The organism is Microbacterium terrisoli (assembly GCF_030866805.1).
In the GTDB taxonomy this organism is placed as follows: domain Bacteria; phylum Actinomycetota; class Actinomycetes; order Actinomycetales; family Microbacteriaceae; genus Microbacterium; species Microbacterium terrisoli.
Map to the genome: position 1 here is coordinate 365,484 of NZ_CP133019.1, position 26,150 is coordinate 391,633.

The window sequence follows — 26,150 nt, forward strand, 5'->3', positions numbered from 1 at the left end:
ACGCACGGTGGCGACGTCCTGACCGCGTCCACGGCACGGTGGGTGTGTCGGTCATGATCGCTGACCTGTCAAGGCTTGTGGTTGGTGCCGTTGCGAGTCGAGCGGCGCTCGACGAGCACGGTGTCGCGCCAGGTTCCGGCGTGGGCGCCGAGCTGCGATTCCGCGACGCGCTCCCTCGTCCCGATGACGCGGAATCCCGACCGCTCGTGCAGGTGCAGGCTGGCGGTGTTCTCGGGGAAGATGCTCGACTGGATCGTCCAGAACCCCGCCTCGTCCGCCGCAGCCACGAACGCGTTCAGCAGCTGCCCGCCGATCCCCTCACCGCGATGGTCGGGATGAACGTAGACGGAGTGTTCGATGACCCCGCGATACGCGTGCCGTGTGGAAACGGCGGATGCAGCCGCCCATCCCACCACCCGGCCCTCGTCGTCGGTGGCGACCAGGCGCGGAGAGGGGAGCTTGCCCGCGTCGAACTCGTTCCAGGTCGGAGTGCGAACCTCGAAGGTGGCTTCGCCGCCGGCGATCCCCGCGGCGAAGATGCGCTCGACCTGGGGCCAGTCGGTCGCGGCCATCTGCCGGATCGTGGTCATGCGCAGCAGGACCCCGCCGCGCTGTCGCCGGTCGAGCAGACCCCGGTCGCCGGCAGGGTGAGCTGCACCTGGGATGCCGCGGGGAGGTCGCCGTTCAGCCAGGCGGTGATGGAACGGACCTGCTCGTAGCCGGTGGCAAGCAGGAAGGTCGGGGCCCGCCCGTATGACTTCATGCCGACGATGAAGAACCCCTGCTCGGGGTGGGTGAGTTCTCGGAATCCGTGCGGCGAGACCGTGCCGCAGGAGTGCAGATTCGGATCGATCAGCGGTGCGAGACGCTTCGGCGCCTCGACGATGTCGTCCAGCTCGAGACGGACCTCGCGCAGCATGTCGAGGTCTGGCCGGAACCCGGTCGCGTTGACCACCAGATCCGCGTCCAGTACGGCGGGTTCGCCGTGGCGAGTGCCTGAAAGCCGGATGCCGCGCCCGGCCGGAGAGGGGGACACCCGGGAGATCTCGAACGAATCCACCACCGTGATCGTACCGGCGGCGACGAACCGGTCCACCCGCGTGCCGAGCGTGGCGCGATCGGGCAGCTCGTCGTCCGGGGATGACGAGACGCGGGCGGCGGATCGATTGCGGATGGCCCAGGTCACCTGTGTGCCCGGCTCCTCACGGGCGAGCTGGCCGAGACCGATCAGCGTGTTGGCCGCCGAGTGTCCTGCGCCGACCACCACGGTGTGCCTGCCGGTGAACAGGGCGCGATCGACGCCGAGCACGTCCGGCAGCGCGTGAACGATTCGGTCCCGGACCTGATCGATGCCCAGCGGCGGCAACCCGGTGGAAGCAAGCGGATTGGGTGTGGTGTAGGTGCCGGATGCGTCGATCACCGCGCGCGCGGTCACTTCCGAGACCTGCCCGTCGCGCGTCTGCACGCGCAGCAGGAACGGCGTCGTGGCTCGTCCCGCGGTGCGGGTGCGGTCCATGCCCTCCCGCGTCACCGCGACCACCCGGGTGCCGAACCGGATCCGCGGCCCGATCTCGGGCAGTTCGGTCAGTGGCAGCAGGTAGTCGTCCACGAGCTCGTGCCCGGTCGGCGCCCGCCCCTCCGGGGCCGGCATCACCCACCCCGACCTCTCCAACAAGCGACGGGATGCGGGATCGACCAGATGCCGCCAGGGAGAGAACAAGCGGGTGTGTCCCCACAGCCGGATCGACGCGGCCACTTCGTCGCCGGCTTCGAGAATGGTGAACTCGGTTCCGCGTTCGGCGAGGTTCGCCGCGGCTGCCAGCCCGATCGGGCCGGCGCCGATGATCACCACGGGCAGTGCCGCCAACCGGTCGGTGGTCGCGACACGGGGTGTGAGGTCAAGCAGGGTCACGGGATCCTCCACGCAGAACATCGATGATTGTCGATGTTCAGTATGAAACCGTCTATCGATGATTGTCAATATCGATTATCATCGATGTATGGCTCAGCTGCTCCCTGTCACCGACGTCACCGCGGAAGCGATGACGTGCTGCGCGCCCCTGGTGAAAGCGCCTCTGGGGCAAGCCGAAGCGGATCGGCTCGCGGTCACGCTGAAAGCACTGGCTGATCCCGCTCGCCTGCGGCTGTTGTCGATCGTCGCCTCCAGTCAGGGGCGAGAGGCGTGCGTGTGCGATCTGACAGACCCGATCGGACTCAGCCAACCCACGGTCTCGCATCACCTGAAGGTCCTCACCGAGGCCGGATTCCTCACGCGGTCCAAGCGGGGGACGTGGGCGTATTACCGGCTGGTGCCGGAGGCTCTCGAGGGCGTGGCCAAGACTCTCGTGACGGCGTGAGATCCGTCCGTCGGCTCCGACTCGCCAGGCGAGAGAGGACGTCCGCGGCGCCGGCCGTTGCGCGCACAGAGATGACCGCGGCGCCGCGCTGCCGGACGGTCAGGGCGCCGTGGGGCCGAGCGTGGGCGTGTCGGCTGAGACTGTCGGGCGCCGCTCTTTCAACTCGACGAAGATGACGTGGGTTGCGGTGTCTCCGACATTGTGTCCGGCGTGCGTCTGCGCGTCGAGCCACCGTGCCTGCCCCGCATCGAGGTGCACCGGCACGTGCCTGCAGCCCGACGAGATCTCCCGCTCGAACGAAGAGAGGGTGACCATGACGCTGTCGGGATGCTCGTGCGGATGCGTCCGGTCTCCCGGCCGGTCGCGGTACTCGAGCACGCGCACGCGCTCGTTCTCCCAGAGCACGCGGTAGTGATCCGGATCTGTCGCAACGGGATCTGGCATGGCGACACGATATGCCCAGGGAACGGCATTGACAATCCTCCGGTGCGAGCAACGAACCGTGGCACATCGTGTTCATCTCGCAGGGGCGATCTGCGCGATGGGTGGGTCCGATCCTCGCGTGAAGCGAGGGGTTCTGGCGAAACGAGGGCCGAATCGCCCGATGCGATCCTCGTTTCGTGAGATCCCCTCGCCTCGGGCGAGGGGAAGGGCGAGGTGCTCGGGCGAGGGCGAGGTGCTCGGGCGAGATGCCCGGGCGGGATGCCGGCCGCGACCGGCCGACCGAACTCAGCGCTCGCGCACGACGCTGCGGAATCCGCGCAGCCGCAGGCTGTTGCCCACCACGAACACGCTCGACAGCGCCATCGCCGCCCCCGCCAGCATGGGGTTGAGCAGGCCGAGCGCGGCGATCGGAATCGCGGCGACGTTGTAGGCGAACGCCCAGAACAGGTTCGTCTTGATCGTGCCGAGCGTCGTGCGCGACAGGCGGATCGCATCGACCACCCCGAGCAGATCACCGCGGACGAGGGTCAGATCGGATGCCTCGATCGCGACGTCGGTGCCGGTGCCCATCGCAAGGCCCAGATCGGCCTGCGCCAGCGCGGGCGCATCGTTCACGCCGTCGCCGACCATGGCGACCACCTTGCCGTCGGCCTGCAGGCGCGACACGACGTCGACCTTGTCTTTCGGCAGCACCTCGGCGTAGACGCGGTCGATTCCGACCTCGGCGGCGATGCGCTCCGCGACGGCCGCGTTGTCGCCGGTGAGCAGCACCGGCTCCAGACCCAGGTCCTTGAGCCGGCGCACCGCTTCGGCGCTCGTGGGCTTGACGGTGTCGGCGACGATCAGGATGCCGCGGGCCGCGCCGTCCCACGCGACGGCCACGACCGTCTTGCCGTCGGCCTCGGCCTGCGCCTTGGCCGCCGCGGTGGTGGGGGACAGGCCCAGCGACCATTCCGTGAGCAGGCTCTCGCGTCCGACGAGCACGAGGTGCCCGTCGACCGTGCCCTGCACTCCGCGCCCCTCGAGGTTCGTGAAGTCCTCGGGCTCGGGCAGCGTTCCGCCCGCGGCGGCCGACCCCGACTCCGACGCCGACACGCTGACGTGTTCGGTGGCCGCACGTGCGATGGCCTGAGCGATCGGGTGCTCCGAGGCATCCTCCACAGCCCCTGCCAGCCGCAGCAGCTCATCGCGGTCGGTGCCGGGCTCGGCGATGACCTCGACGAGGCTCATGCGGCCGGTGGTGACCGTGCCGGTCTTGTCGAGCACGACGGTGTCGACGTTGCGCGTGGACTCGAGAACCTCGGGTCCCTTGATCAGGATGCCCAGCTGTGCCCCGCGCCCTGTTCCGACCAGCAGCGCCGTGGGGGTGGCAAGACCCAGGGCGCACGGGCACGCGATCACGAGCACGGCGACGGCGGCGGTGAACGCCGCAGCCGCGGGGAAGCCGGCGATCAGCCACGCGGCCAGGGTCACCACGGCGATCCCCAGCACGACGGGCACGAACACGCCCGACACGCGGTCGGCGAGTCGCTGCACGTCGGCCTTGCCGGTCTGGGCCTGCTCGACCAGCCGCGCCATCTGCGCGAGCTGCGTGTCGGCGCCCACCCGGGTCGCACGCACCACGAGCCGCCCACCGGCGTTGACCGTGGCGCCCGCGACGGTGTCGCCGGGTGCGACTTCGACCGGCATCGACTCGCCGGTGAGCATCGAGGCATCCACCGCCGAGGTGCCCGAGACCACGACACCGTCGGTGGCGATCTTCTCGCCGGGGCGCACGACGAATTCGTCGCCCACCCGCAGCTCGTCGGTGGGAATGCGCACCTCGGCACCGCCGCGCAGCACCGACACGTCCTTCGCGCCGAGCTCGAGCAGGGCGCGAAGCGCTGCCCCCGCCTGCCGCTTGGATCGCTTCTCGAAGTACCGCCCGGCGAGGATGAACGTCGTCACCCCGGCGGCGACCTCGAGATAGATGTTCGCGGTGCCGTCGGTGGGCTGCAGGGTGAACTCGAACCCGTGGGTCATGCCGGGCATGCCCGCCGTGCCGAAGAACAGCGCGTACAGCGACCACAGGAACGCCGCCGAGGTGCCCATCGAGATGAGCGTGTCCATCGTCGCGGCGCCGTGGCGCAGGTTCGTCCACGCCGCGCGATGGAACGGCAGCGCCCCCCACACGACGACGGGGGCGGCCAGCGCCAGCGAGGCCCACTGCCAGTACGTGAACTGCAGCACCGGGATCATCGCCATCGCGATGACCGGTGCCGACAGCACCGCCGACACGATCAGCCGGGTGCGCAGCGACTGAAGCTCCGGATCCGCGTCGGCCGCGGCATCCTTCTCCTGCTGCGGCGGGGCCGGCAGCACCGCGGTGTACCCGGCCTTCTCGACCTCGCCGATCAGGGTGGCGACGAGCACCGCCGCATCGAGTCCGCCGGGGGCGGTGACCTGCGCCTTCTCGGTCGCGTAGTTCACCGTCGCCGCGACGCCGTCGAGCTTGTTCAGCTTCTTCTCGATGCGCATGGCGCACGACGCGCACGTCATGCCGCCGATGGCCAGTTCGACGCTGGTGTCGGTGGTGCTCATGGGTGGATGCCTCGGCTCGGTCGCTGGCTCGGTCGCTCTCCGTCGCCGCTCAGGCGCGGACGGCGGCGTATCCGGCCTCGTCCACGGCCGCGATCACGGCGGCGTCATCGAGGGCAACGGCCGAGGTCACGACCAGAGAGCCGGTCGCCGCGCTGACCTGGATCTCGTCGACACCGGCGACGAGGCCGACCTCTTCGCGCACGGACATCTCGCAGTGCCCGCAGGTCATGCCCGTCACCTGGTACTCGGTCGTGGTCATGGTCCGTCCTTTCGTGCGGATACCCGCAGCGGGTATCTCCTCGACGACAACCATAGTACCCCCTGGGGGTATCCCTCGGGTCGTGCCATGCGATCGTGCGGCTACGGCTGGTCGGGCGACTCCGACAGCAGCGTGCGCAGCCGCTCCACTTCACCGGGCTCCATCGCATAGCCGTGGGCGGCCTCGGGGTAGCCGCCGCTGCGGACGTCGTCGACGTAGGCGGTGACGCCGTCGACCATCGTGGAGCGCAGGTCCGCGTAGCGCTTGACGAACCGGGCCGCGTGCCCGCCGTAGATGCCCAGCAGGTCGTGGAACACCAGCACCTGGCCGTCGGCGGCCGGGCCCGCTCCGATGCCGATCACCGGGATGTCCAGCCGCGGCACGATCGCGGCGGTGGCCTCGCTCGGGATCGCCTCGAACACGAGCGAGAAGCATCCCGCCTGCTGCAGCGCGAGGGCGTCGCGCGCGACCTGCAGTGCCGACTCGGCGGTGCGCCCCTGCGAGCGGTAGCCGCCCAGAGCGGTGACCGTCTGCGGGGTGAGCCCGACGTGCCCCATCACCGGGATGCCTGCATCGATGATCGCGCGGGCGCGGGCGACGGTCGTGCCTCCGCGCTCGATCTTCACAGCGTCGCAGCCGGCCTCTTTCACGAACCGCTGTGCGGTACGCACGGCGTCTTCGTCCGAGGCTTCGTACGAGCCGAACGGCAGGTCGCCCACCAGCAGCGGAGCGACCAGCCCGCGGCGCACTGCACGGGTCAGCATCAGCATCTCGTCGACCGAGACCGGCACCGTGCTGTCGTAGCCAAGGACGGTCATCGCCCCCGAATCGCCGACGAGCACGACATCGGCGCCGGCCGCTTCGGCGACCTGCGCGCCGGGGTAGTCATAGGCGGTGACCATCGCGATCGGCTCTCGGGCGGTCTTCTTCTGCGCGAGCATCGGGATCGTCACCCGTGCGGGCTGTGCGGCATCTGCAGACATCAGCGCGAGACCTCCAGCATCCTGTTGTCGATGAGTCGGGCCGCGCCCACGCGTGCGGCCACCGCCAGCAGCGCGGCAGGAGCCACGGCCGTGACCGGGGTGAGGTCGTCGGGGGAGCGCAGCTCGAGGTATTCGGGGTCGATTCCGGATGCCGCGAGCACTCCGCGTGCGGCCGCCAGCACGGGCTCTGCCCGCGTCTCGCCGAGTTCGACCACGGCTTCGGCGGCGACCAGGGCCTGGTTCAGGGCCGTCGCCTGGGCGCGGGCGGCGTCATCGAGATACGCGTTGCGTGAGCTCATGGCCAGGCCGTCCGGTTCGCGCACGATGGGGCAGACCTCGATGCGCACCGGCAGATCGAGGTCGCGCACCATGCGGCGCACCACCAGCACCTGCTGCGCGTCCTTCTGGCCGAAGTATGCGGCATCCGGTGCCACGATGGCGAACAGCTTGGCGACCACGGTGGCCACACCGTCGAAATGCCCGGGGCGTGCGGCCCCGTCGAGCACCTCGCTGATCCCGGCGACGTGGACGGTCGTGGCGAACCCGTCGGGGTACATCTGGTCACGCGACGGGATGAACAGGATGTCGACGTCTTCGGCCTCGGCCAGCACCGTATCCTGCAACTCGTCGCGCGGGTAGGCGGAGAGGTCCTCGGCGGGGCCGAACTGGGTGGGGTTGACGAACAGCGACACCACGACGAGGTCATTCTGCGTGCGTGCGCGCTTCATGAGCGACAGGTGGCCGCCGTGGAAGGCGCCCATCGTGGGCACCAGGCCGACCGACTGGCCGGTGGTGCGGGCGGCGACGGCGGCCGCGCGCATCTCGTCGACGGTGCGGACGATCCTCACGCCTGGTCCTCTCGATCGGCGGCGAGCGTTCGGGTGTGTGCGACGAGCGTATCGAACAGGTCGAGCAGGTCGGGGGCGGCCTCGGCGACGGCATCGCGCTGGCGTGCGACGGTCGCCTCGTCGCCGCGGGCGATCGGGCCCGTGAGGGCGGATGCCGCACCCAGTGTCGCCCAGTTCTCCACCGTGGTGCGCACCAGCGGCACGAGCAGCTCACGCGCCTGCTCCGCGGGCATCGCCGCGGAAGCGAGCCGTTCGGCGGCGGCCTCGAGTGTGAGCAGGAAGTTCGATGCGACCGATGCGGCCGCGTGGTACGCGGCCCTGTCGGCGTCGGCCAGCACGAACGGTCTCATCCCGAGCGTCTCGGCGAGGCGGCGCGCGACATCTTCGGCGTCGGTGGTGCGCCCCGCGATGGCGGCGCCGATGCCGCGCAGAGCCGTCTCATCCTCTTCGCCGGTGAAGGTCTGCAGTGGATGGACCCCCAGATCGACATCGTGCAGCGGCGTCGCGCCCGACGTGTGGCCGAGGTAGTGGGCACGACCCGTCGCGGCGGCTGCGGCATCCCGGATCTCGCGGTCGGGAACGCACAGCAGCGCGACGTCGGCGAGCGGGATGTGCTCGCCGCGGCGCAACGGCCCATGCGTGGTCACGCCGGCCATGCGCAGTGCGCGTGCGAAGACCGGTCCCACGCGACCGGCGCCGATGACGGTGACTTGCATCGCCCCCATTCTCTCACCGGCAGACGCCGCGCGAATCGGCCATCGACGGGGAGAAGCGGCAGAGCTACCCTGGCCTCAGGCGGGCCTTCCTGCCCCGCCGTGAACCGGAGGGTGGGTCGATGATGGACGCGATGATGATGGGCGCCATGGACAAGAGCATGATGTCCATGCCCGGCATGGCCGAGATGGACATGGCCATGATGCAGGAGTGCATGGATGCGTGTTCGGCGTGCGAGCAGGCCTGCACGATCTGCTCCATGCAGCTGATGGACTGCGCACCGGCCTGCATGAACTGCGCAGACATGTGCAACACGATGATGCGCGCCATGATGCGCATGCAGGGCATGACTCCCGCCTCGATGATGTCGATGCTCGACGCGTGCATCGCGATGTGCCAGACCTGCATGGACGAGTGCATGCAGCACGCCGACCACAGCGAGGTCTGCAAGATGTGCGCCCAGTCGTGCCAGGCGTGCATGGACGCCTGCAGCAAGATGCGCGACGCGATGAGCGCGATGGCCTGAGCGGGTCAGCCCACGAGCCGCCGGGTGGCGAGGTCCTGCACGTTGCCGAGCACTCCCACGTCACTGGAGACCAGGTCGAGGAAGTCGTCGCGGCCCAGCGTCAGGAGCACCGTCGGGGTCGTCGCGCGCACGGTCGCCGTCCGCGGCACGTCGCGCAGCAGGCCGATCTCGCCGAAGACGTCTCCGACGCCCTCGGTGCGCAGGGGGCGGCCTTCCTTGGTGACCTCGACCGTGCCTGACTCGACGAGGTAGAAGCGGTCGGATACGCCGCCTTCGGCGATGACGACGTAGTCGGCGGGCACCGACACCGGCTCCAGCTTGTGCGCGATCCGGTCGAGCGTCGCCGGGGCGAGCGGGCGGAACAGGTCCACCTTCTCGAGCAGCGACAGACCGCGCGGTGGCGCCAGACGGGCATCGAGGTGCGGTATGCGGATCGCGCACAGGATCGCGAACACGGTGCCCACGGTGCCCATCGCGATCAGCGCCGCCCCGAGGCCGAGCCATCCGATCAGGATCGGCGTGAGGAATGCCCCCAGTGCCGCCGCACCGATCAGCATCGACTCGAGGGCCGCGAAGACGCGCGAGAGCACGCGGTTGGGCACGAGCCTCGGTGGGATCGTTCCGAACCCGACGTTGATCATCGGGTCGCACACGCCGATCACGACGAACGCGACGAACACCACGGCCGCTTCGGGGGCGACTCCGAGCACGAGCAGTGGAACGCACCAGCCGAGCACGCCGATGACCATGAGCCGGCCCAGACGCACGCGGCCGGCGACGCCCAGGATGAGGAAGCCGCCGATGAACGTCGCCGCGCCCAGCACGGCATTGAGAAGCCCCACCTGGTTCGCATCGCCCAGCATGTGCGCGGCGACCACGACGATGAGCACGTTCACGACTCCCGCGAGGATGCCGTTGACCGCGATCAGTCCGGTCAAGGCCAGCAGATCGCGGTCCTTGGCAATGGCGACGAACCCGCCGGCGGCCTCTGCGAGGAACGAGGTCTTCTCGGCCGGTTCGCCCTCGCCAAGCTCTCTGCCCGGCTGTTCGCCGGCGTTGTCGGCATCCGGGCTCGCCTGTTCGCCGCCCTCCGCGTCGGCGCGCTCTCCGGGCCGATCGCGCGCGACGCCGGCCACCAGCACCAGCGACCAGACCAGGCCCAAGACGTTCAGCAGCGCGACAGGCACGACCCCGACCACACCCAGCAGCAGCCCCGCGATCGCAGGGCCGACGAACTGCGCGGTGCTCTCGATGATCTCGGCGGTGGCATTCGCGCTCGTCAACTGTTTCGGAGACTCCACGAGCTGCGGCAGCAGGCCTGCCTGTGCGGGCCGGAAGGTCGCTCCGACGATCGATGCGAGCGTCGCAGGCACGAGTACCGCCCACAGGTTCAGGTCGAAGAAGATCGCACCTGCCGCGAGCCCGACGAACACGACGCACAGAGCGTTAACCGCCAGCATGTAGTCGCGGCGCGACATCCTGTCGGCGATGGTGCCGCCGATCGGCTGGAGCAGCGCGGTCAGCAGGAACCGCACGCCTGCCCAGGCCCCGACCAGCGCGGCGCCGCCTTCGTGGTAGGCCCACACCATGATCGCCATCGCATACGCCCACTGGCACAATGCCGACCCGAGGTACGCCAACTGAATGCGTCGCACATTGCGGCTCGTCCACACGGTGGCGACGTTCTCTTGGAACAGCGCCAGACCTCGTCGGGCATCAACGGTTTCACTCATCCGAAGGCCTCCCCAGACCTGGCTCGGCGTACCCCAGAATTGCTGACTGAACACATGATCGACCTGTTCGGGGCCGTTGTCCACCAGAAATGTTCGTCCGTTGTGTCAGCCTGCCCCTGTCGCGCGGACGGCGACCACGCTACGCTCCGGAATATGAGTACTGTCCGACCCCTCCGGGGCCGCTGGGTGTCAGTGATAGCGGTCGCCGTTGCCTGTCTCTTGGTTCCCTTCGGAACCGTCGCGGCCCACGCGGATTGGCAAGATTCGCCCGTGGCCAAGTACGTCGCTCTGGGCGACTCCTATGCTGCCGGCCAAGGAGCCGGCGGGTACCTCAACGACTGTCTGGTCAGCTCGAACGGCTATCCCGCAGTCCTGGATGCCGTGACCAGCACGAAGATCAGTCTCCTGCGCGACCCGTCCTGTTCGGGCGCGACGACGGGTGATGTCATCGCGAATCAGCTGTCGAGCCTGAACAAGGGCACGACGCTGGTGACCATCACCGCCGGCGCCAACGACGTGGGCTTGGCTGCGCTGCTGGCCGCCTGCGCGGGCGGACTCACGCCGACCTGCCAGGGGGCGATTCAGAACGCACTGGCGGCGCTGCCGCAGGTCGGTTCGTCTGTGGGGACGCTGATCGCCGATGTGCATCAACGCGCACCGCGGGCGACCATCGTCGTCACCGGCTACGTACTGCCGTTCTCCTCCGACTATCCCGATACGAGCCTCGCCGCCGCCGTGAACTACGGTGTGGGGCTGCTCGACCAGCAGATCGCGGTCGCTGTCGCCGCGCAGGCGTTGGCGGGCATGCCAGTGGCCTACGCGTCGGTCAGCTTCAGCGGTCACCAGATCGGTGACGCCGATTCGTGGCTGAACGGCGACTTGTCCGATCCGTCCACGTTCATGCACCCGACCGCCGCCGGATATGAGGCCTACGCCGACGCCATCCTCACGGCGCTGAACTAGACGGTCAGTCCGCGAGCGCCGCGACGTTGTACTGGGTGCGTCCGATCGCCAGCACGCCATAGCGGGCGTGCAGCGCGACGGGCGTACCCGGCACGACCTCGAGCGCCGCGCCCCCGGCGTTCCACAGGCTGTGCGCAGCGCCGTCGATCGTGTGAACCGTGATGCGGCCGGCCGCGGCATCCACTGTCGTCACGAGGGCGTCGGACCACTCGGCGGGCGTCGCCGAGGCAAGGCGCGCCTGGATCAGGTGCAGGGCGTGCCCGGCGGCGAACGACGAGCAGACATCACCGTGCCGGCACATGCACGCAGCACGCTCACGCACCTCGAGGGGCGTTGTGCGGGTCAGCGGCGTGTTCACGGGAGTCTCCTCTGGTCGGGATGGTTCGACAGTACGGGGATGCCGCGCACCGGCGAAACGCCGCGACACGGTGCGAAACATTCTCGGTGCGCGTGTCGGCCGCACGGCACGACCGAGCAGATCGCCGCCCAGAAGGCGCGCCGGTCGGGTGGCGGGCCGGGGTCAGTGCACCGGGACCGCGCTGCCGTCGTCGACGGCCTCGGGATGATTCAGGTCGAACGCCGGGCGCTCGCTGCGGATGCGCGGGATCGAGGTGAAGTTGTGCCGCGGCGGCGGGCAGCTCGTGGCCCACTCCAGCGAACCGCCGTAGCCCCACGGGTCGTTCACGGTCACCTTCGGCGCGTTGCGTGCGGTGATCCACACGTTCAGCAGGAACGGGATCATCGACGAACCCAGCAGCATCGCGCCTATGGTCGAGACCTGGTTCATCCAGGTGAACCCGTCCGACGGGGCGTAGTCCGCGTAGCGGCGCGGCATGCCGTCCACGCCCAGCCAGTGCTGCACGAGGAACGTCATGTGGAACCCGATGAACAGCATCCAGAAGTGCACCATGCCGAGGCGCTCATTGAGCATCTTGCCGGTCCACTTCGGCCACCAGAAGTAGAAGCCGGCGAACATCGCGAACACCACCGTGCCGAAGACCACGTAGTGGAAGTGCGCGACCACGAAGTACGAGTCGGTGACATGGAAGTCCAGCGGCGGCGAGGCCAGGATCACGCCGGTCAGACCACCGAACACGAACGAGGTCAAGAACCCGATCGCGAACACGATCGGCGTCTCGAACGTCACCGATCCGCGCCACATCGTGCCGATCCAGTTGAAGATCTTCACGCCGGTCGGCACCGCGATCAGCATCGACATGAGCGAGAAGAAGGGCAGCAGCACCGCGCCGGTCGCGTACATGTGGTGCGCCCACACCGACACCGACAGGGCGCCGATGGCGATCGTCGCGAAGATCAGGGTCTTGTAGCCGAAAACAGGTTTGCGGCTGAACACCGGGAAGATCTCGGTCACGATGCCGAAGAACGGCAGCGCGATGATGTAGACCTCCGGATGGCCGAAGAACCAGAACAGGTGCTGCCACAGCAGCACTCCGCCGTTGGCGGCGTCGAACAGGTGCGCACCCAGGATGCGGTCGGCGGCCACCGCGAGAAGGGCGGCGGCGAGCACGGGGAAGACCATGATGACCAGGATGCTGGTGATCATCGCGTTCCACGTGAAGATGGGCATGCGCCACATCGTCATGCCCGGCGCGCGCATCGTGATGACGGTCGAGATGAAGTTCACGGCGCCCAGGATCGTGCCGAACCCGCTCATCGCGAGGCCCAGGAACCAGAGGTTGCCGCCGGCGCCGGGAGAGAAGGTCGCATTGGCCAGCGGCTGGTAGGCGAACCATCCGAATGCGCCCGCGCCTTGCGGGGTGAGGAACCCGGCGGTGGCGATGAGCGACCCGAACAGATACAGCCAGTAGGCGAAGGCGTTCAGGCGCGGGAAGGCGACATCCGGCGCACCGATCTGCAGAGGCAGGATCGCGTTGGTGAACCCGGCGAACAGCGGCGTCGCGAACATCAGCAGCATGATCGTGCCGTGCATCGTGAACAGCTGGTTGAACTGCTCGGTGGTGGGCATGATCTGCATGCCGGGCTCGAACAGCTCGGCGCGGATGATCAGGGCCATCACACCGCCGAGCATGAAGAACATGACAGACGTGATCAGGTAGAGATACCCGATCGTCTTATGGTCCGTGGATGTGATCCAGCGGACCAGAATATTGCCCTTCTGCTCGACTCGGATGCGAGGGTTCAGCAGTGCGGCCTGGCGAGGCGGGACAGGAATCGTCTTCGGGTCAGTCAGGCCGACCGGTGTAGTGGTCGCCATATCGGCATTCTTGCACCGTTCACACATGTACGGGCTGGGAATCCCTGATCCCGTGCTCAGGTCTGGACCCCATCGGCGCGATTGAACGCTGGGCGCCGATCCTCGCTTCAGGCGGGGATCAGCGCCCGGTGCGCGCGTCGACGGGCTGGCGAATCCAATCGTCGAGCGTCGTGCGGGCGAGCATCGCGCCGTCGGCCGGCAGAAGGTCGGCTGACGCGATGTTGAATCCGCGCGTCTGCACGTTTTCGTCCGACACGACGAACCGCTCGTCGCGGTCGGCCAGCAAGACGCGGCGCACGAACGCGGGCAGCGGCATCCGCTCAGGCCCCGCGATGTCGATCGCTCGGTCGGTCGCCGCGCCTCCGGCGGTGTCCACGAGCGCGTCGGCCACATCGGCGGCGGCGACCGGTTGCACGTGCGTCGACGGCAGGTGGATCGTGTCGCGGGTCGTGTTCCACTCGGCGATCGAACGGGCGAATTCGAAGAACTGCGTCGAGCGCAGGATCGTGTGCGGCATGCGGCTGTCGGCCACGATGCGCTCCTGTGCGGCCTTGGCCGCGAAGTAGCCGTCGGGCACGCCACGTTCTGCCCCCACGATCGAGAGCATGACATGGTGGCGCACGCCCGCCGCCAGCTCGGCTTCGATCACGCGCGAGGTCATCGCCGTGAAGAAGTCGAGCACGCCCTCGCCCTCGGGATGCGGCGCGTTCGTGACGTCGATCACCGCGTCGGCGGAGTCGAGGGCGGATGCCAGGCCCGCGCCGCTGACGGCGTCGACGCCGGTGCGTCGGGATGCCACGACCACCGCCTGTGCGGAGTTCTCGAGTCGTTCGACCACCAATCGGCCGATGTGTCCGGTGCCGCCCAAGACCACGATGCGCATGACGTTGCCTCCTGCTGGGTCAGACCGCGTTTCGGTCTGCTCATCAAGATGACCGGATGCGCCGCCGGTGTGTGACGGGTCAGGCCGATTTCTGAGCGTGCGCCGAGATCGAGCGCAGCACGTCCAGTGCGGTGTCGGCGCGTTCGGCGGTGAGGCCGAACGTGTCGGCGATCGCCTGGTAGATGCGCGGCGCGTGTGCGCTGAGGGCGGCACCGGCGGCGGTCGCGGTCACCACGACCGATCGCTCGTCCTGTGGGTTGCGGGTGCGGGTGACCAGTCCCTGGGACTGCATCCGCTTGAGCAGGGGCGTGATCGTTCCGTAGTCGGACTGGAGGCGCACGACCAGGTCGCGCACGGGGACCGCTCCTTGGTCCCAGAGGACGGCCAGCACCAGGTATTGCGGATATGACAGCCCCAGCGGCTCGAGAAGCGGCCGGTAGACGGCCGTCACGGCCCGGTAGGCAGCGTGCAGATTGAAGCAGACCATGTCGTCGAGTGCGACGGCCGGCGGCTGGGCGGGCGATTGCGTCACACATGCACGATAACACGCTCCATCGTGTACGAGTGCATAGCGAACGAGCGAATTATCGCGATCGCCTCATCCCGCGGCCGGCCGCCGGCCCGCTCGACGTGCGATGTGAACAGCCAGGCCGATCTCGCGGCGCAGCAGGATCTCGAGACGGCGCAGATCGCCGCTGCGGGCGGCGTAGACCAGTTCGCGCACGAGGTGCCGCTGCGCGGCATCCGGCGTCGCGTGCGTATGCGGGTCGGGTGCGGGCGGCCGCAGAAGTTCGTGGCGGGCGCGGCTGACCAGCTGGCGCGCGCCGACAGCGGACGTGTCGACGAGTCGGGCGATCCGCTCGTACGGATAGTCGAAGCCGACGCGCAGCACGAATGCCGCACGCGCTGTCGGGGCCAGTCGCTGCGTGAGCAGAATCGCCGCCTGTTCGAGCGCTGCGTCGCGCTCGAATAGAGCCGCCGGGTCGTTCTCGGCCGTCGGTGCCATCGGCTGGTGCGCTGTCAGCACTTCATGTCGTGCGCGCGCGCACGCCAGTTCGTTGAGCGCGAGGTTGCGGGCCGTGCGGCTGAGGAACGCCGAGGGATCATGCACGCTCGAGCGGTCGCACCGCTGCCAGCGCAGCCAGGTCTCCTGCACCACGTCCTCGGCATCTGCCGCGTTGCGCAGTATCCGGTACGCGATCCCGAATGCGGTCCTGCGTGCGGCGGCGAAGTCCTCCAATCCCTCGTCGTCCCGCTTGGGCGATGCCTGTGTGCCCCTGCCCATGATTCACTCCCGTCTCTCGGATGAGACGCCGGCGGAAGTCGCGGGAGCGGCTGAGGTCGGCGTCGACGCTCTGCATTTCCCCAAGGTACATCGTGTACAAGCAAATAGGAAGCCTGGAAATCGTACACAGGAAAATAGCCCACACTGTCACGTCGACGCGGGCTGTCGGGTCTGTTCTGGTAACCGATCTCGACGAGAGGAACAGTCATGCTCGATCACATCCTTCAACCAGAGGCCCGTGCGTTCGCCGACGCCGCAGCCGCACCCCCGGCGCTCGCCGACCGCGGCGTGGACGGGGCTCGCGAACTGCTCGACACCGTGCAGGCGGCTCCCATCGATCTGCCCGCGGTCTCCGACGAGTGGATCACGGTGCCCGCGAGCGTCGGCGATGTTCGCGTGCGGATCGTCCGGCCGGTCGGCGCGACCGGGCTACTGCCGGTCGTGCTGTACATTCACGGCGGCGGCTGGGTGCTCGGCAACGCCGGCACCCACGACCGGCTCGTCCGTGAGCTCGCCACGGGCGTCGACGCCGCCGTCGTGTTCGTCGAATACGACCGGTCGCCCGAGGCGAGGCATCCGGTCGCCATCGAGCAGGCCTACGCCGTGGCGCAGTGGATCACCGACTCCGGCAGCGAGAACGGACTGGATGCCGCGTGCATGGCGATCGCCGGCGACTCGGTGGGCGGCAACATGGCCGCGGTGGTGGCCCTGCTGGCCAAGAGCCGCGGCGACGTCGTGTTCGTGCACCAGTCGCTGTACTACCCGGTGACCGACGCGGCGATGGACACCGCGAGTTATCGCGAGTTCGCCGAGGGGTACCACCTCACGGCCGCGGCGATGGCGTGGTTCTGGGACTGCTACCTGCCCGACGTCGAGGCCCGCAAAGCCGTCACCGCCTCGCCACTGCGCGTACCCGTCGACGATCTGATCGGGCTGCCGGAGGCCTTCGTGATCGTCGACGAGAACGACGTGCTGCGCGACGAGGGCGAGGAATACGCGCGGCACCTCATCCAGGCCGGTGTGCGCACGACTCTCGTGCGCTACGACGGCACGATCCATGACTTCATGATGCTGAACCCCCTGCGTCCGTCGGCTGCAACCGGCGCTGCGGTCGCGCAGGCGGTGGACGAGCTGCGCACGGCGCTTTCGTCACGCCCGCTCGTGGCATCCCGATAACCCATCCGCACGATCACACAGAAAGAAGAAGGAAATGTCAGATCAGAAACCCACCGTCGTCCTCGTCCACGGCGCGTTCGCTGAATCGGCGTCATGGAACGGCGTCATCGCGCGGCTGCACGAGCACGGCGTCGTGGCCATCGCCGCAGCGAACCCGCTGCGCTCGCTGTCGGGGGATGCCGCGTACGTGCGCGACGTCATCGCCTCGGTCAGCGGCCCGGTCATCCTCGTCGGACACTCATACGGCGGCATGGTGATCACCGAGGCCGCCGCAGACAACGACGCGGTCGTCGGGCTCGTATACGTCGCGGCGTTCGTGCCGGGCACCGGCCAGAGCGCGTTCGAGCTGTCCACGAGCGCCCCGGGCAGCTCGCTCGGCGACGCCCTCACCGCGTACCCGGTCGCGAGCGGCGGCAACGAGTTCGCGATCCGTCAGGACGTGTTCCATCGCCAGTTCGCCGCCGACGTCTCACACGAAGAGGCCACTCTGATGGCCGCCACGCAGCGCCCCGTCACCGAGGCTGCGCTGTCGGAGGGGCTGCCCACCGCTCACCCGGCGTGGGCGTCCATACCGTCATGGCACGTATTCGGCGACGCCGACCTGAACATCCCGGTGGCGGTCCACCGAGCGGGCGCACAGCGGGCCGGCGCCCGCGGTGTGACCGAGATCGCCGGCGCGTCGCACGCGATCTCGGTGTCGCAACCGGATGCGGTCGCAGCCACGATCGGCGAAGCGGGAAGGGCGTACGTGGCCCCGCTCGCCGCGCCCGCCTCGGCCTGACACGAGAAGAGGGGCGCCGCGCACCTCGTGCGCGGCGCCCCTTGTGGTGCGACTACCGGCGTGGGGGGTTGGCCGGAAGCCACTCGGCGAGCGTCGTCGAGAAGATCTCGGCGCCGTCGACGGGGATGAGCGTGCGCTCCTCGATGAGGGCCCCGTAGTAGGGCGCTTCGTCGTCACGCACGACCTCGCGAGCGTCGCCGCGGAACGTCAGCCCGCGTCGGATGAACTCGTCCAGTCCGAACTGCTCGGGGCCGGCGACCTCGATGTCGGTGTTCAGCGGTGCGCCCGCCGCGACCCGGGCGACCGCTGTCGCGACATCCTCCGCTGCCATCGGCTGGATCAGCGCGCCCGGCAGGCGCACCATGCCGTTCACCGTCGAGATGTCGGCGATCGACCCGATGAACTCGAAGAACTGCGTCGCGTGCACCAGCGAGTACGGCACGCCCGATTCACGGATCAGCAGCTCCTGCGCGACCTTGGCGGCGAAGTACGAGATCTGCTGCGGCCGGTTGGTGCCGACGATGGTGAGGGCGACATGGTGCGTGACACCCGCCGCCTTCTCTGCGGTCAGCAAGTTCGTCGTCGAGGTGGTAAAGAAGTCGAGCACGGCTTGCTGTTCGAACGACGGCGAGTTCGAGACATCCACCACCACATCGGCGCCCGCGAGCGCGCCCGACAGTCCCTCGCCGGTGATGGTGTTCACCCCGGTGCTGGGTGCGGCCGGGACCGCATCGTGCCCGTGGGCGATGAGCTTTTCGACGACCTTCGATCCGATCAGTCCGGTGCCGCCGATCACGACGATACGTGCCATGTCAGTTCCTCTCGTTCGGCGTGCTGATGCGCGCTCTGCAAGAGATGACCGGATGCCGCGCTCCGGTGTGACACGCCGGCATGACGTCACGCACAGGCCGCCGCGACGTCATGCCCACGTCGTGAGCTTGAGCGGGTTGAACACGCCCCACAGCCGCGTGATGCGGCCGCGGCGCGTCTCGACCACGATGACGCCGTGCACCCGACCGTCGCGCCGCAGTACGATCCCGGGCATTCCGGTGGCCTCGGACAGTTCCCATTCGTGCCGTACCTCGGGCGGGGTCATCCTCAGCAGCGCGGCGGCTACACCCGGCGCCCCGCGCACGGGATGGTCCGCGGTCGAACCCAGCCCGTCCGTGGTGAGCACGACCCGGCGGTGCAGCACACGGGTCAGGACGGCGGCATCCTGCGCCCGCCACGCGTCGATCAGGTGGCGTGCCGCATCCTGCCCGCCCGGTCGGCCGGCGTCGGGGCGCCGGCCCGTCATCACGCTCCTGCCGGCACCACGTGGTGCAGCTTGTCGGGGCTCATGATCCACAGCAGGCGGCGGATCCCGTCGGCGTCGACGACGGCGGTGAGCACCGTGGTGACGACACCGCGCTCGACGAGGGCGACGGCGGGCAGGCCGTTCACCGTCACCCATTCGATCGCCTTGCCCCGCCAGAAGTGACTCGAGAACGCCGCGACGAAATTCGCGACCCGCGTGCGTCCGGGCACCGGGATGCGCGCGGCGAGCTTCACGCCGTTGCCGTCCGTATAGCTGATCACGTCGTCGGTGAACAGCGCCTCCAGCTGTTCCGTCTCGCCGCGCTGTGCGGCGGCCAGGAACGCCTCGAGCAGACGGCGGTGGGTCGCGGCATCCGTCGTCGCATGCCGCGACGAACCGAGATGCTTTCGGGCGCGGCTGACGAGCTGCCGCGCGGCGACGGGCGTGGTCTGCACGATCTCGGCGATCCGTTCGTAGGGATAGTCGAGCGCCTCGCGCAGCACGTACGCCGCTCGTTCGGTGGGGGTGAGCTTCTCGAGCAGGATCAGCACCGCATACTCGATCGACTCGGCGCGCTCCGCGCCCAGACCCGGGTCGTCTTCGATGTTGACGGGTTCGGGCAGCCACGGGCCGATATAGGTCTCGCGACGCACGCGCGCCGACTGCAGCGCATTGATCGACAGGCGCGTCGTGATCGTGGTGAGAAACGCCGCAGGCTCGCGGATCTGGGACCGGTCTGCGGTCTGCCACCGGATCCACGCGTCCTGCAGCACATCTTCGGCGTCGGCGACGGTGCCGAGCATCCGGTAGGCGATGCCGAACAGCCGACGCCGCTGCTCGGTGAACCGCTCTGCGGCGAGATCGAGGCCGCTCGTCATCGCGCGGTTCCCTGCCAGTCGGCGAAATGTGTCGGGGCCAGTCTGGCACTCGGTGCGGGCAGCAGGTCGCGGCGTCCGACCTCGGCGCCGAAGTACCTGCCGAGCGGGTCGGGCACCACCTGCCGGGCATCGCCCAGGAACGTCATCTCGCGCCGCAGCAGGTCACCCAGCTCGAACACGTCGGGTCCGGCGTGCTCGACGATGTCGCCCGCCGGCGCTTCGGTCAGCGACGTCGCGACCGCGGCGGCCACATCGTCGGCGGCCATCGGCTGGATGAGCACATCGGCCACGTGGGCGACCCCGCTGTGGGTGGCATCGTCGGCGATCGTACGCAGGAACTCGAAGAACTGCGTACCGTGCACGATCGTGTAGGGACGCCCCGATTCGCGGATGAGCCGCTCCTGCTGCGCCTTCGCGATGAAATATCCGCCCTGACTGGCCGCGAGGCGGTCGGTGCCGACGACCGACAGGGCGATGTGGTGTGCGACGCCTGCCGCCGCGCCGTAGGTCAGCAGGTTCAGGGTCGAGCCGTAGAAGAACTCCTGGGCGCCGCGCTCGTCGGTGTACGACGAGTTCGAGACGTCGATGAGGGCGTGGGCGCCCTCGAGCGCCGCGGCCAGTCCCTCGCCGGTGAAGGAATTGACGCCGGTGGCGCGGGATGCCGCGACCACGTCGTGTCCGTCATCCTGCAGTCTGCGCACCACGCGTGCGCCGATCAGTCCGGTACCGCCCACCACTGCGACTCGCATGTCGTCACCTTCCCTGTCGCTCGTGCCGCGGTCGCGGCACCCCTCAGGGATGACCGGGTGGGCGGGCGATCTGTGACAACGGCACCGGGGCAGGCATCGGGGCAGGATGCCGTACCCGCGCCGTCGTCAGTGGAAGCCGCCGGTCAGCCAGATCACGCTCAGCGACGTCGCGGCGACCAGCACCCACAGCACCGCGCCCAGCAGCAAAGGCCGCAGGCCTGCGCGGCGGAGGGCCGCGGCATCCGTCGACAGACCTATGGCTGCCAGTGCCACCGCGATCAAGAAGATGCTTGCGGCGACCAGAAAGGACTGCAGTCCGGGCGTGATGACCCCGAGCGAATGGATCACCGCGACCACGAGAAAGCCGATCAGGAACCACGGCACGAGCTTGCCGATCTGGCGTGCCGACATGCCCGATCCCGCATCGCGGCGCGCTTCGACGACGGCGAGGGTGACCGTGATCGGAATGATCATGAGGGTGCGCACGAGCTTGACCACGACGGCGTAGCCGAGGGCCAGTGCGCTGAACACGCTCGCGGTCGCCACGACCGAGCTGGTGTCATTGACCGCGGTTCCGGCGAACAGACCGAAGGTGTGCGGGTCCATGTTCAGCAGGTGGCCGATCGCGGGGAAGATCACGACGGCGAGGATGTTGAACAGGAAGATCGTCGAGATGGCGTAGGCGACCTCGGCGCTGGCAGCCCCGATGACCGGCGCGACGGCCGCGATCGCCGAGGCGCCGCAGATTCCCGTTCCGACGCCGATGAGGGTGCGCAGGCGGGGCTCGATGCCCATGGCGCGGCCGATGGCCCACGCACCGAACAAGCACACCGCGAGCGAAGACAGCATGACCGGCAGCGACTCGAGCCCGACCTGGAAGATGCTCACGAGCGAGAGCTGTGCGCCCAGCAGCACGACCGCGCACTGCAGCAGGAATTTCGAGCTGTAGGCGATGCCGGCCCGCAGCCGCTCGTGCGGCCGGCGCACCAGTGCGATCGCGACCCCGATGACGATGGCCGGCACTGCCGCGCCCAGGATCGGCACGATGCGGCCGATGAAGGTCGCTGCCACGGCGATGAGCACGCACGCGGCGACGCCCGGCCAGACCTCGAGCGCTCGCCGGCCGAGGCGGTGGGGGAGCGTGGGCACGGGAGTCAACTGCACGGGTTCCATGTTGGCGCAGCCGGCCTCGGTGTCGGAACCCGGCGGTAACTTGTAGTGACACAAGCTGGGCTTGTGGTCGGGGGCGGGCGAGGCCAGGGGAGCGGAGGAGGTCGCGATGCACAGGCATGTGCCGGATCTTGCCGCGCTGGAATTGATGGATGCCGTGGCCCGCACGGGCAGCATGACCGCGGCGGCGCACGAGCTGCACGTCACCCAGCAGGCAGTGTCGAACCGGATTCGCTCGGCGGAGCGCCTGATGGGGGTCGAACTGTTCGTGCGCTCGCCGCAGGGCGCCCGGCTCACCGCCGACGGGGAATCGGTCATCGCGTGGGCCCGTGACGTGCTTGCCGCCGCCGGCCGGATGGGTGCCGCGCTCGACCTGCTGCGTGGTTCGGCGACGCGCACGCTGACGGTCGGCGGCAGCCAGACCATCGCCGCGCACCTGCTGCCGGGATGGATGCTGCAGCTGCGCGAGCGGCAGCTGGCAGCAGGGCAGGATGCCACGACCGTGCGCCTGCGCACCGGCAACAGCGCCGAGATCGGGCGCCTGGTGCGCTCGGGCGGCCTGGACCTCGGGTTCATCGAGAGCCCGACCGTACCGGCCGATCTCGGTTCGACCACCGTGGCGCGCGATCGGCTCGTGGTGGCCGTGCCTCCGGGACACCTGTGGGCGACGGGTGACGGCCCGGGTCCGGGGTCGGGTGCGGGTGCGGGGTTGGATGCGGGGTCGGGTGCGGGTGCACGGTTGGATGCGGTGCCGGGTGCGGGTGCGGGGTCGGGCGTGGTATCGGGTGCAGTGCCCCTTGCGACGCTGGCCGCGACGCCACTGGTCGTGCGCGAGCGGGGGAGCGGCACTCGGTCGGCGTACGAGCTCGCCGTGAGAGAGCGTCTCGGCACGGAGCCCGCAGAACCCGCGCTCGAACTGGCCACAGCCGTCGCGGTCCTGTCGGCTGTCGCCGGCGGGGTCGCACCCGCTGTGCTCAGCGAGCTCGCGATCGCCGACGACGTCGAGCTCGGACGGGTGCGCCAGGTGGCGATCGAGGGCGCCGCCGTGACCCGACCGCTGACCGCCGTGTGGCGCGGAGGCTCCGGCGACCTGCGCGGCGCCGCCCGGCTCCTGGTCGAGATCGCCGCGTCGTAGCCCCGCCGGTCCGGCTCCGCTTTCCGTCTCGCGCATCCGGTCGGGCCGCGGCATCCCGCCGGCGCCCGTTTTCAGCAGTCACTTTCGACGATCGCCGGGCCGGCGGACGCGTCATTCTTGACTGCTGGATGGGGGCGCCCGTTCTCAGCAGTCAATTTCGACGATCGCCGGGCCGGGGGATGCGTCGCAAGTGACTGCTGAACGGCGGCACAACCCGCCGGTCAACGGCGGCACAACCCGCCGGTCAACGGCGGCACAACCCGCCGAGCAACGGCGACACACCAGACGAGCAACGGTGACACACCAGCCGCGCGGCCGCGACACACGTACGCTGGATGGGTTCGTGACCGGAAGGATGCCGTGACCTCCCTCATCCCGCTGACCAACACCCCGCGCGACTACGCATGGGGCACCATCGACGGCATCGCCGGCGCGCTCGGCTGGGACGCCACCGGCGGCCCCGAGGCCGAGCTGTGGCTCGGCGCGCACCCGCTGTCGCCGAGCCGCCCTGCCCGTGCCGGCCAGCCCTGGGCCGATCTCGCCGACTGGGAGCAGCGCTCCGGCGTCGTGCTGCCCTATCTGCTGAAGGTGCTCGCCGCCTCGTCGCCGCTCTCGCTGCAGGCGCACCCCACTCGGGATCAGGCGGCCGAAGGCTTCGCCCGCGAAGAGGGCGACGGCATCCCGCTGACCGCGCGCGAGCGCAACTACAAGGATCCGAACGCCAAGCCCGAGCTGATCGTCGCCGTCGACGACGGGTTCGAGGCGCTGTGCGGATTCCGTCCGGCCGGTGAGACCCTCGCCGTCATCGATGCGCTGCTCGCGCAGGCCGACCAAGGCGACGCCGACGCTCTCGGGGTCTGGCGCGCGCAGACGACGGCCGGGACGCACGACGCATTCGCCTGGCTGCTCTCGGATGCCGACGACGTCGATCGCGCGGTGGATGCGGCATCCCGCATCGCGCAGTCCCACCCGAGACGGTTCGGACTGCTCGACCGGCTGTCGCGCGCGTATCCGGGCGACCCGGGCGTGCTGGTCGCGCAGATGCTCAATCACGTGACGCTGGCGGCGGGCGAGTCGCTGTGGCTGCCGGCCGGCAACATCCACGCCTACCTGCAGGGCACAGGTGTCGAGTTGATGGGCCCGAGCGACAACGTGCTGCGCGGGGGGCTCACCCCCAAGCACGTCGACCGTGACGAGCTGCAGAAGGTGCTCGACTTCACGCCCGGACCGGCGTCGTGGCTGACGCCCGTCACCGTGTCGACGAACGTCGTCTCGTACCGTCCGGCGTCGCTGCCGTCGGGGGAAGGCGTCGACTTCGAGCTGCTGCTGGTGACCGGTGACGCCGTGTTCACGACCGGATCGGCCGCCATCGCGGTGGGAGTCGAGGGCGCATACACTCTGACGGTCGACGGGCAGGATGCCGCAGCCGCCCGCGGCGACATCGTCTTCATCGACGAGCCGACCGAAGTGCGTGCGACCGGCGCGGGCCGGCTGTTCATCGCCACCGGCGTCTGAGCCGGACCCGCGCCGGAACGACCGGCGCGAACCGGCCGCACCCGGCCGCACCCGGCCGGGCACTGTCGCGCCGGCCGACACGCGCGTAGCCTGCCCGTTATGGCCACGCTGCACACCGATGTCGCCATCGCCGGGGGCGGGCCCGCCGGCGTGATGCTGGGGCTGCTGTTGGCGCGGCAGGGCATCGATGTGACGGTCTTCGAGAAGCACGGTGATTTCTTCCGCGACTTCCGCGGCGACACCGTGCATCCGTCGACGCTGAACATCATCGACGCGCTCGGCCTTCGCGAACGGTTCAACGCGATCGAGCACCGCCCGTTGCCGCAGCTGGATGTCGTTGTCAACGGCATCCGGATCCACCTGATCGACTTCTCGACGCTGCCGCCTCCCAACCGGTTCGTCACTCTCATGCCGCAGTGGGACCTGCTCGACCTGCTCGCCGAGGCGGGAGCCGAGCATCCGGCGTTCCACCTGCAGATGGGCGCCGACGTCACCGACGTGATCGAGCGGGACGGGCGCGTGCGGGGTGTTCGCGTGAAGACCTCCGACGACGAGTTCGAGGTCGAGGCATCCCTCGTCGTGGCCGCCGACGGGCGCGCCTCGACCGTGCGGCGGGCTGCCGGTCTCGTGCCGCACGCGTATGACGTGGACCTCGACGTGCTGTGGTTCCGCGTGCCGCGGCCCGAGCGCCGGCTGCCCGACACTCTGGGCTGGGCGGGTCCGGGAGGCCTGGTCGTGACCATCCCGCGGCCGGAGTACCTGCAGTGCGCGCACCTGATTCCGAAGGGGACGTTCGGGGGCATCCGCGCGGAGGGCATCCCGGCCTTCCATGACCGGATCGCCCGGGTCGTGCCGCGGCTGTCGCCCGTGATGGATGCGGTCGCCTCGTTCGATGACGTCAAGCTGCTCTCGGTGCGCATCGATCGGCTGCCGCGCTGGTGGCAGCCCGGACTGCTGTGCATCGGCGACGCGGCCCACGCGATGTCGCCCGTGTTCGGCGTCGGAATCAACTACGCGATCCAGGATGCCGTGGCCGCGGCCCGCGTGCTGGTCCCGACGCTGCGGGGCCCGAATGCCGGCCCGGACGAGTCGGCGATCGACCGTGCGTGCGCAGCGCTGCAGCAGCGGCGCGGGTGGCCCACCGCCGCGATGCAGGGGATCCAGCGCCTCGCGCATCGGCTGATCGGCAGCGATCGGGTCGGCACGCTGATCGACAACCCGCCCACGCGCGGTCAGCGTGCGTGGCTGCGCTTCGTGCTGCCCGTGGTGCGTCGCCGGGCCATGCGCATCGTCGCCTACGGATTCCGCCCCGAGCGCCTGTGAGGTGCCCGGTCAGTGGGCGCGGCGGGCCTCGAACTCACGCCACCACATGATCTCGTTCCAGATCCACTCGCATGCGGCGGATTCCGAATCGAACGTGAGTGGTGTCTCGCCGTCTTCGGCGGTCGCCGGTCGCGTCTGGCCGCGCTCGTCGCCCTGATAGACGACCCAGTCCGTGTCGGTGCGCCGCAGCAGACAGTACGACGTCGGGGTCGGGCGGCCGCCGTCGACGAAGGAGAGCGTGTAGGCCAACCACTCCTCGGTTGCACCGGGCAGCGCGAGCAGGCGGGCGCGGAGCTCGTCATACGTCATCGCAGA

28 protein-coding genes are annotated in these 26,150 nt (G+C 69.5%); 8 read left to right on the plus strand and 20 right to left on the minus strand.

The window, feature by feature from the left end:
- Positions 1-68: 68 nt before the first annotated feature.
- Together QU603_RS01595 and QU603_RS01600 are read right to left on the minus strand one after the other, a co-directional pair.
- On the minus strand, positions 69-590 hold the full coding sequence (locus tag QU603_RS01595) for a GNAT family N-acetyltransferase (protein WP_308492756.1): 522 nt from the start codon (positions 588-590) through the stop codon (positions 69-71).
- Positions 587-1,912 carry an FAD-dependent oxidoreductase gene (locus QU603_RS01600; protein WP_308492757.1) on the minus strand — a complete coding sequence of 442 codons (1,326 nt, stop codon included), beginning with the start codon at positions 1,910-1,912 and terminating at the stop codon, positions 587-589. The genes QU603_RS01595 and QU603_RS01600 overlap by 4 nt, the downstream gene beginning before the upstream one ends.
- Before the next feature lie 88 nt (positions 1,913-2,000).
- Here QU603_RS01600 and QU603_RS01605 point away from each other — a divergent pair, with 88 nt between their 5' ends.
- Positions 2,001-2,357 (plus strand): metalloregulator ArsR/SmtB family transcription factor, encoded by a 357-nt coding sequence (locus tag QU603_RS01605; RefSeq protein ID WP_308492758.1) that lies wholly within the window; start codon positions 2,001-2,003, stop codon positions 2,355-2,357.
- Positions 2,358-2,456: 99 nt separating this feature from the next.
- Here QU603_RS01605 and QU603_RS01610 read toward each other — a convergent pair whose 3' ends face one another.
- The 6 genes from QU603_RS01610 to QU603_RS01635 all read right to left on the minus strand — a co-directional run bounded on the left by QU603_RS01610 (position 2,457) and on the right by QU603_RS01635 (position 8,187).
- Positions 2,457-2,801: a cupin domain-containing protein gene (locus QU603_RS01610; RefSeq protein ID WP_308492759.1), complete on the minus strand. Its 345-nt coding sequence runs from the start codon at positions 2,799-2,801 to the stop codon at positions 2,457-2,459.
- Positions 2,802-3,086: 285 nt separating this feature from the next.
- Positions 3,087-5,381 (minus strand): heavy metal translocating P-type ATPase, encoded by a 2,295-nt coding sequence (locus tag QU603_RS01615; RefSeq protein ID WP_308492760.1) that lies wholly within the window; start codon positions 5,379-5,381, stop codon positions 3,087-3,089.
- A 49-nt stretch (positions 5,382-5,430) separates the two neighbouring features.
- Positions 5,431-5,640 (minus strand): heavy-metal-associated domain-containing protein, encoded by a 210-nt coding sequence (locus QU603_RS01620; RefSeq protein WP_308492761.1) that lies wholly within the window; start codon positions 5,638-5,640, stop codon positions 5,431-5,433.
- A gap of 101 nt (positions 5,641-5,741) precedes the next feature.
- On the minus strand, positions 5,742-6,623 hold the full coding sequence (panB, locus tag QU603_RS01625; protein WP_308492762.1) for a 3-methyl-2-oxobutanoate hydroxymethyltransferase: 882 nt from the start codon (positions 6,621-6,623) through the stop codon (positions 5,742-5,744).
- Positions 6,623-7,471 (minus strand): pantoate--beta-alanine ligase, encoded by an 849-nt coding sequence (gene panC, locus QU603_RS01630; RefSeq protein WP_308492763.1) that lies wholly within the window; start codon positions 7,469-7,471, stop codon positions 6,623-6,625. The genes panB and panC overlap by 1 nt, the downstream gene beginning before the upstream one ends.
- Complete coding sequence (locus QU603_RS01635; RefSeq protein ID WP_308492764.1) at positions 7,468-8,187, minus strand: DUF2520 domain-containing protein; 720 nt, start codon at positions 8,185-8,187, stop codon at positions 7,468-7,470. The genes panC and QU603_RS01635 overlap by 4 nt, the downstream gene beginning before the upstream one ends.
- Before the next feature lie 119 nt (positions 8,188-8,306).
- Here QU603_RS01635 and QU603_RS01640 point away from each other — a divergent pair, with 119 nt between their 5' ends.
- Positions 8,307-8,711 carry a four-helix bundle copper-binding protein gene (locus QU603_RS01640; RefSeq protein WP_308492765.1) on the plus strand — a complete coding sequence of 135 codons (405 nt, stop codon included), beginning with the start codon at positions 8,307-8,309 and terminating at the stop codon, positions 8,709-8,711.
- 5 nt (positions 8,712-8,716) lie between these two features.
- On the opposite strand, the gene QU603_RS01645 is transcribed toward QU603_RS01640, so the two are convergent.
- Positions 8,717-10,444: an MFS transporter gene (locus QU603_RS01645; RefSeq protein WP_308492766.1), complete on the minus strand. Its 1,728-nt coding sequence runs from the start codon at positions 10,442-10,444 to the stop codon at positions 8,717-8,719.
- A gap of 270 nt (positions 10,445-10,714) precedes the next feature.
- Here QU603_RS01645 and QU603_RS01650 point away from each other — a divergent pair, with 270 nt between their 5' ends.
- Positions 10,715-11,407, plus strand: a complete 693-nt coding sequence (locus QU603_RS01650) for an SGNH/GDSL hydrolase family protein (protein WP_308492767.1) — start codon at positions 10,715-10,717, stop codon at positions 11,405-11,407.
- A gap of 4 nt (positions 11,408-11,411) precedes the next feature.
- Here the strand turns inward: QU603_RS01650 and QU603_RS01655 are convergent, their stop codons facing one another.
- The 5 genes from QU603_RS01655 to QU603_RS01675 form a co-directional block, all read right to left on the minus strand.
- Positions 11,412-11,765 (minus strand): hypothetical protein, encoded by a 354-nt coding sequence (locus QU603_RS01655; RefSeq protein ID WP_308492768.1) that lies wholly within the window; start codon positions 11,763-11,765, stop codon positions 11,412-11,414.
- A gap of 162 nt (positions 11,766-11,927) precedes the next feature.
- Complete coding sequence (gene ctaD / locus QU603_RS01660; protein ID WP_308492769.1) at positions 11,928-13,643, minus strand: aa3-type cytochrome oxidase subunit I; 1,716 nt, start codon at positions 13,641-13,643, stop codon at positions 11,928-11,930.
- 118 nt (positions 13,644-13,761) lie between these two features.
- Positions 13,762-14,526, minus strand: a complete 765-nt coding sequence (locus QU603_RS01665) for an SDR family oxidoreductase (protein WP_308492770.1) — start codon at positions 14,524-14,526, stop codon at positions 13,762-13,764.
- A gap of 79 nt (positions 14,527-14,605) precedes the next feature.
- On the minus strand, positions 14,606-15,058 hold the full coding sequence (locus QU603_RS01670; RefSeq protein WP_308492771.1) for a MarR family winged helix-turn-helix transcriptional regulator: 453 nt from the start codon (positions 15,056-15,058) through the stop codon (positions 14,606-14,608).
- A gap of 66 nt (positions 15,059-15,124) precedes the next feature.
- Entirely contained in the window at positions 15,125-15,811 is a 687-nt protein-coding gene (locus QU603_RS01675; protein ID WP_308492772.1) for a sigma-70 family RNA polymerase sigma factor, read from the minus strand.
- A 207-nt stretch (positions 15,812-16,018) separates the two neighbouring features.
- Between QU603_RS01675 and QU603_RS01680 the strand changes: the two genes are divergently transcribed.
- Both QU603_RS01680 and QU603_RS01685 read left to right on the plus strand, forming a co-directional pair.
- The gene (locus QU603_RS01680; protein ID WP_308492773.1) at positions 16,019-16,987 is read left to right on the plus strand and encodes an alpha/beta hydrolase; all 969 of its coding nucleotides are present in this window, start codon (positions 16,019-16,021) and stop codon (positions 16,985-16,987) included.
- A 34-nt stretch (positions 16,988-17,021) separates the two neighbouring features.
- A complete protein-coding gene (locus QU603_RS01685) occupies positions 17,022-17,768 on the plus strand; it encodes an alpha/beta fold hydrolase (protein ID WP_308492774.1) in 747 nt (248 codons plus the stop codon).
- Positions 17,769-17,820: 52 nt separating this feature from the next.
- Here the strand turns inward: QU603_RS01685 and QU603_RS01690 are convergent, their stop codons facing one another.
- The 5 genes from QU603_RS01690 to QU603_RS01710 all read right to left on the minus strand — a co-directional run bounded on the left by QU603_RS01690 (position 17,821) and on the right by QU603_RS01710 (position 21,856).
- Positions 17,821-18,579 (minus strand): SDR family oxidoreductase, encoded by a 759-nt coding sequence (locus QU603_RS01690; protein ID WP_308492775.1) that lies wholly within the window; start codon positions 18,577-18,579, stop codon positions 17,821-17,823.
- A gap of 108 nt (positions 18,580-18,687) precedes the next feature.
- Positions 18,688-19,065 (minus strand): sigma-70 family RNA polymerase sigma factor family protein, encoded by a 378-nt coding sequence (locus QU603_RS01695; RefSeq protein ID WP_308492776.1) that lies wholly within the window; start codon positions 19,063-19,065, stop codon positions 18,688-18,690.
- On the minus strand, positions 19,065-19,943 hold the full coding sequence (locus QU603_RS01700; RefSeq protein ID WP_308492777.1) for an RNA polymerase sigma-70 factor: 879 nt from the start codon (positions 19,941-19,943) through the stop codon (positions 19,065-19,067). Before QU603_RS01700 ends, QU603_RS01695 begins: the two co-directional genes overlap by 1 nt.
- Positions 19,940-20,692, minus strand: coding sequence for an SDR family oxidoreductase (locus QU603_RS01705; RefSeq protein WP_308492779.1), 753 nt, complete (start codon positions 20,690-20,692; stop codon positions 19,940-19,942). Before QU603_RS01705 ends, QU603_RS01700 begins: the two co-directional genes overlap by 4 nt.
- A 126-nt stretch (positions 20,693-20,818) precedes the next feature.
- Positions 20,819-21,856 (minus strand): YeiH family protein, encoded by a 1,038-nt coding sequence (locus tag QU603_RS01710; RefSeq protein ID WP_308492780.1) that lies wholly within the window; start codon positions 21,854-21,856, stop codon positions 20,819-20,821.
- 115 nt (positions 21,857-21,971) lie between these two features.
- Between QU603_RS01710 and QU603_RS01715 the strand changes: the two genes are divergently transcribed.
- From QU603_RS01715 to QU603_RS01725, 3 genes are all read left to right on the plus strand, one after another.
- On the plus strand, positions 21,972-22,997 hold the full coding sequence (locus QU603_RS01715; protein ID WP_308492781.1) for a LysR family transcriptional regulator: 1,026 nt from the start codon (positions 21,972-21,974) through the stop codon (positions 22,995-22,997).
- Positions 22,998-23,357: 360 nt separating this feature from the next.
- Positions 23,358-24,512: a mannose-6-phosphate isomerase, class I gene (gene manA / locus QU603_RS01720; protein ID WP_308492782.1), complete on the plus strand. Its 1,155-nt coding sequence runs from the start codon at positions 23,358-23,360 to the stop codon at positions 24,510-24,512.
- A 99-nt stretch (positions 24,513-24,611) separates the two neighbouring features.
- A complete protein-coding gene (locus QU603_RS01725; RefSeq protein ID WP_308492783.1) occupies positions 24,612-25,835 on the plus strand; it encodes an FAD-dependent oxidoreductase in 1,224 nt (407 codons plus the stop codon).
- A 9-nt stretch (positions 25,836-25,844) separates the two neighbouring features.
- Here the strand turns inward: QU603_RS01725 and QU603_RS01730 are convergent, their stop codons facing one another.
- On the minus strand, positions 25,845-26,144 hold the full coding sequence (locus QU603_RS01730) for a hypothetical protein (RefSeq protein WP_308492784.1): 300 nt from the start codon (positions 26,142-26,144) through the stop codon (positions 25,845-25,847).
- Between the last annotated feature and the right edge of the window lie 6 nt (positions 26,145-26,150).

What these genes read in the sequence shown, in the direction of transcription:
- QU603_RS01595 (WP_308492756.1), bottom strand. Translation starts at nt 590, where the DNA reads ATGACCACGATCCGGCAGATGGCCGCGACCGACTGGCCCCAGGTCGAG.
- QU603_RS01605 (WP_308492758.1), top strand. Translation starts at nt 2,001, where the DNA reads ATGGCTCAGCTGCTCCCTGTCACCGACGTCACCGCGGAAGCGATGACG.
- QU603_RS01610 (WP_308492759.1), bottom strand. Translation starts at nt 2,801, where the DNA reads ATGCCAGATCCCGTTGCGACAGATCCGGATCACTACCGCGTGCTCTGG.
- QU603_RS01615 (WP_308492760.1), bottom strand. Translation starts at nt 5,381, where the DNA reads ATGAGCACCACCGACACCAGCGTCGAACTGGCCATCGGCGGCATGACG.
- QU603_RS01620 (WP_308492761.1), bottom strand. Translation starts at nt 5,640, where the DNA reads ATGACCACGACCGAGTACCAGGTGACGGGCATGACCTGCGGGCACTGC.
- panB (WP_308492762.1), bottom strand. Translation starts at nt 6,623, where the DNA reads ATGTCTGCAGATGCCGCACAGCCCGCACGGGTGACGATCCCGATGCTC.
- QU603_RS01635 (WP_308492764.1), bottom strand. Translation starts at nt 8,187, where the DNA reads ATGCAAGTCACCGTCATCGGCGCCGGTCGCGTGGGACCGGTCTTCGCA.
- QU603_RS01640 (WP_308492765.1), top strand. Translation starts at nt 8,307, where the DNA reads ATGATGGACGCGATGATGATGGGCGCCATGGACAAGAGCATGATGTCC.
- QU603_RS01645 (WP_308492766.1), bottom strand. Translation starts at nt 10,444, where the DNA reads ATGAGTGAAACCGTTGATGCCCGACGAGGTCTGGCGCTGTTCCAAGAG.
- ctaD (WP_308492769.1), bottom strand. Translation starts at nt 13,643, where the DNA reads ATGGCGACCACTACACCGGTCGGCCTGACTGACCCGAAGACGATTCCT.
- QU603_RS01665 (WP_308492770.1), bottom strand. Translation starts at nt 14,526, where the DNA reads ATGCGCATCGTGGTCTTGGGCGGCACCGGACACATCGGCCGATTGGTG.
- QU603_RS01675 (WP_308492772.1), bottom strand. Translation starts at nt 15,811, where the DNA reads ATGGGCAGGGGCACACAGGCATCGCCCAAGCGGGACGACGAGGGATTG.
- QU603_RS01680 (WP_308492773.1), top strand. Translation starts at nt 16,019, where the DNA reads ATGCTCGATCACATCCTTCAACCAGAGGCCCGTGCGTTCGCCGACGCC.
- QU603_RS01685 (WP_308492774.1), top strand. Translation starts at nt 17,022, where the DNA reads ATGTCAGATCAGAAACCCACCGTCGTCCTCGTCCACGGCGCGTTCGCT.
- QU603_RS01690 (WP_308492775.1), bottom strand. Translation starts at nt 18,579, where the DNA reads ATGGCACGTATCGTCGTGATCGGCGGCACCGGACTGATCGGATCGAAG.
- QU603_RS01695 (WP_308492776.1), bottom strand. Translation starts at nt 19,065, where the DNA reads ATGACGGGCCGGCGCCCCGACGCCGGCCGACCGGGCGGGCAGGATGCG.
- QU603_RS01700 (WP_308492777.1), bottom strand. Translation starts at nt 19,943, where the DNA reads ATGACGAGCGGCCTCGATCTCGCCGCAGAGCGGTTCACCGAGCAGCGG.
- QU603_RS01705 (WP_308492779.1), bottom strand. Translation starts at nt 20,692, where the DNA reads ATGCGAGTCGCAGTGGTGGGCGGTACCGGACTGATCGGCGCACGCGTG.
- QU603_RS01715 (WP_308492781.1), top strand. Translation starts at nt 21,972, where the DNA reads ATGCACAGGCATGTGCCGGATCTTGCCGCGCTGGAATTGATGGATGCC.
- QU603_RS01725 (WP_308492783.1), top strand. Translation starts at nt 24,612, where the DNA reads ATGGCCACGCTGCACACCGATGTCGCCATCGCCGGGGGCGGGCCCGCC.
- QU603_RS01730 (WP_308492784.1), bottom strand. Translation starts at nt 26,144, where the DNA reads ATGACGTATGACGAGCTCCGCGCCCGCCTGCTCGCGCTGCCCGGTGCA.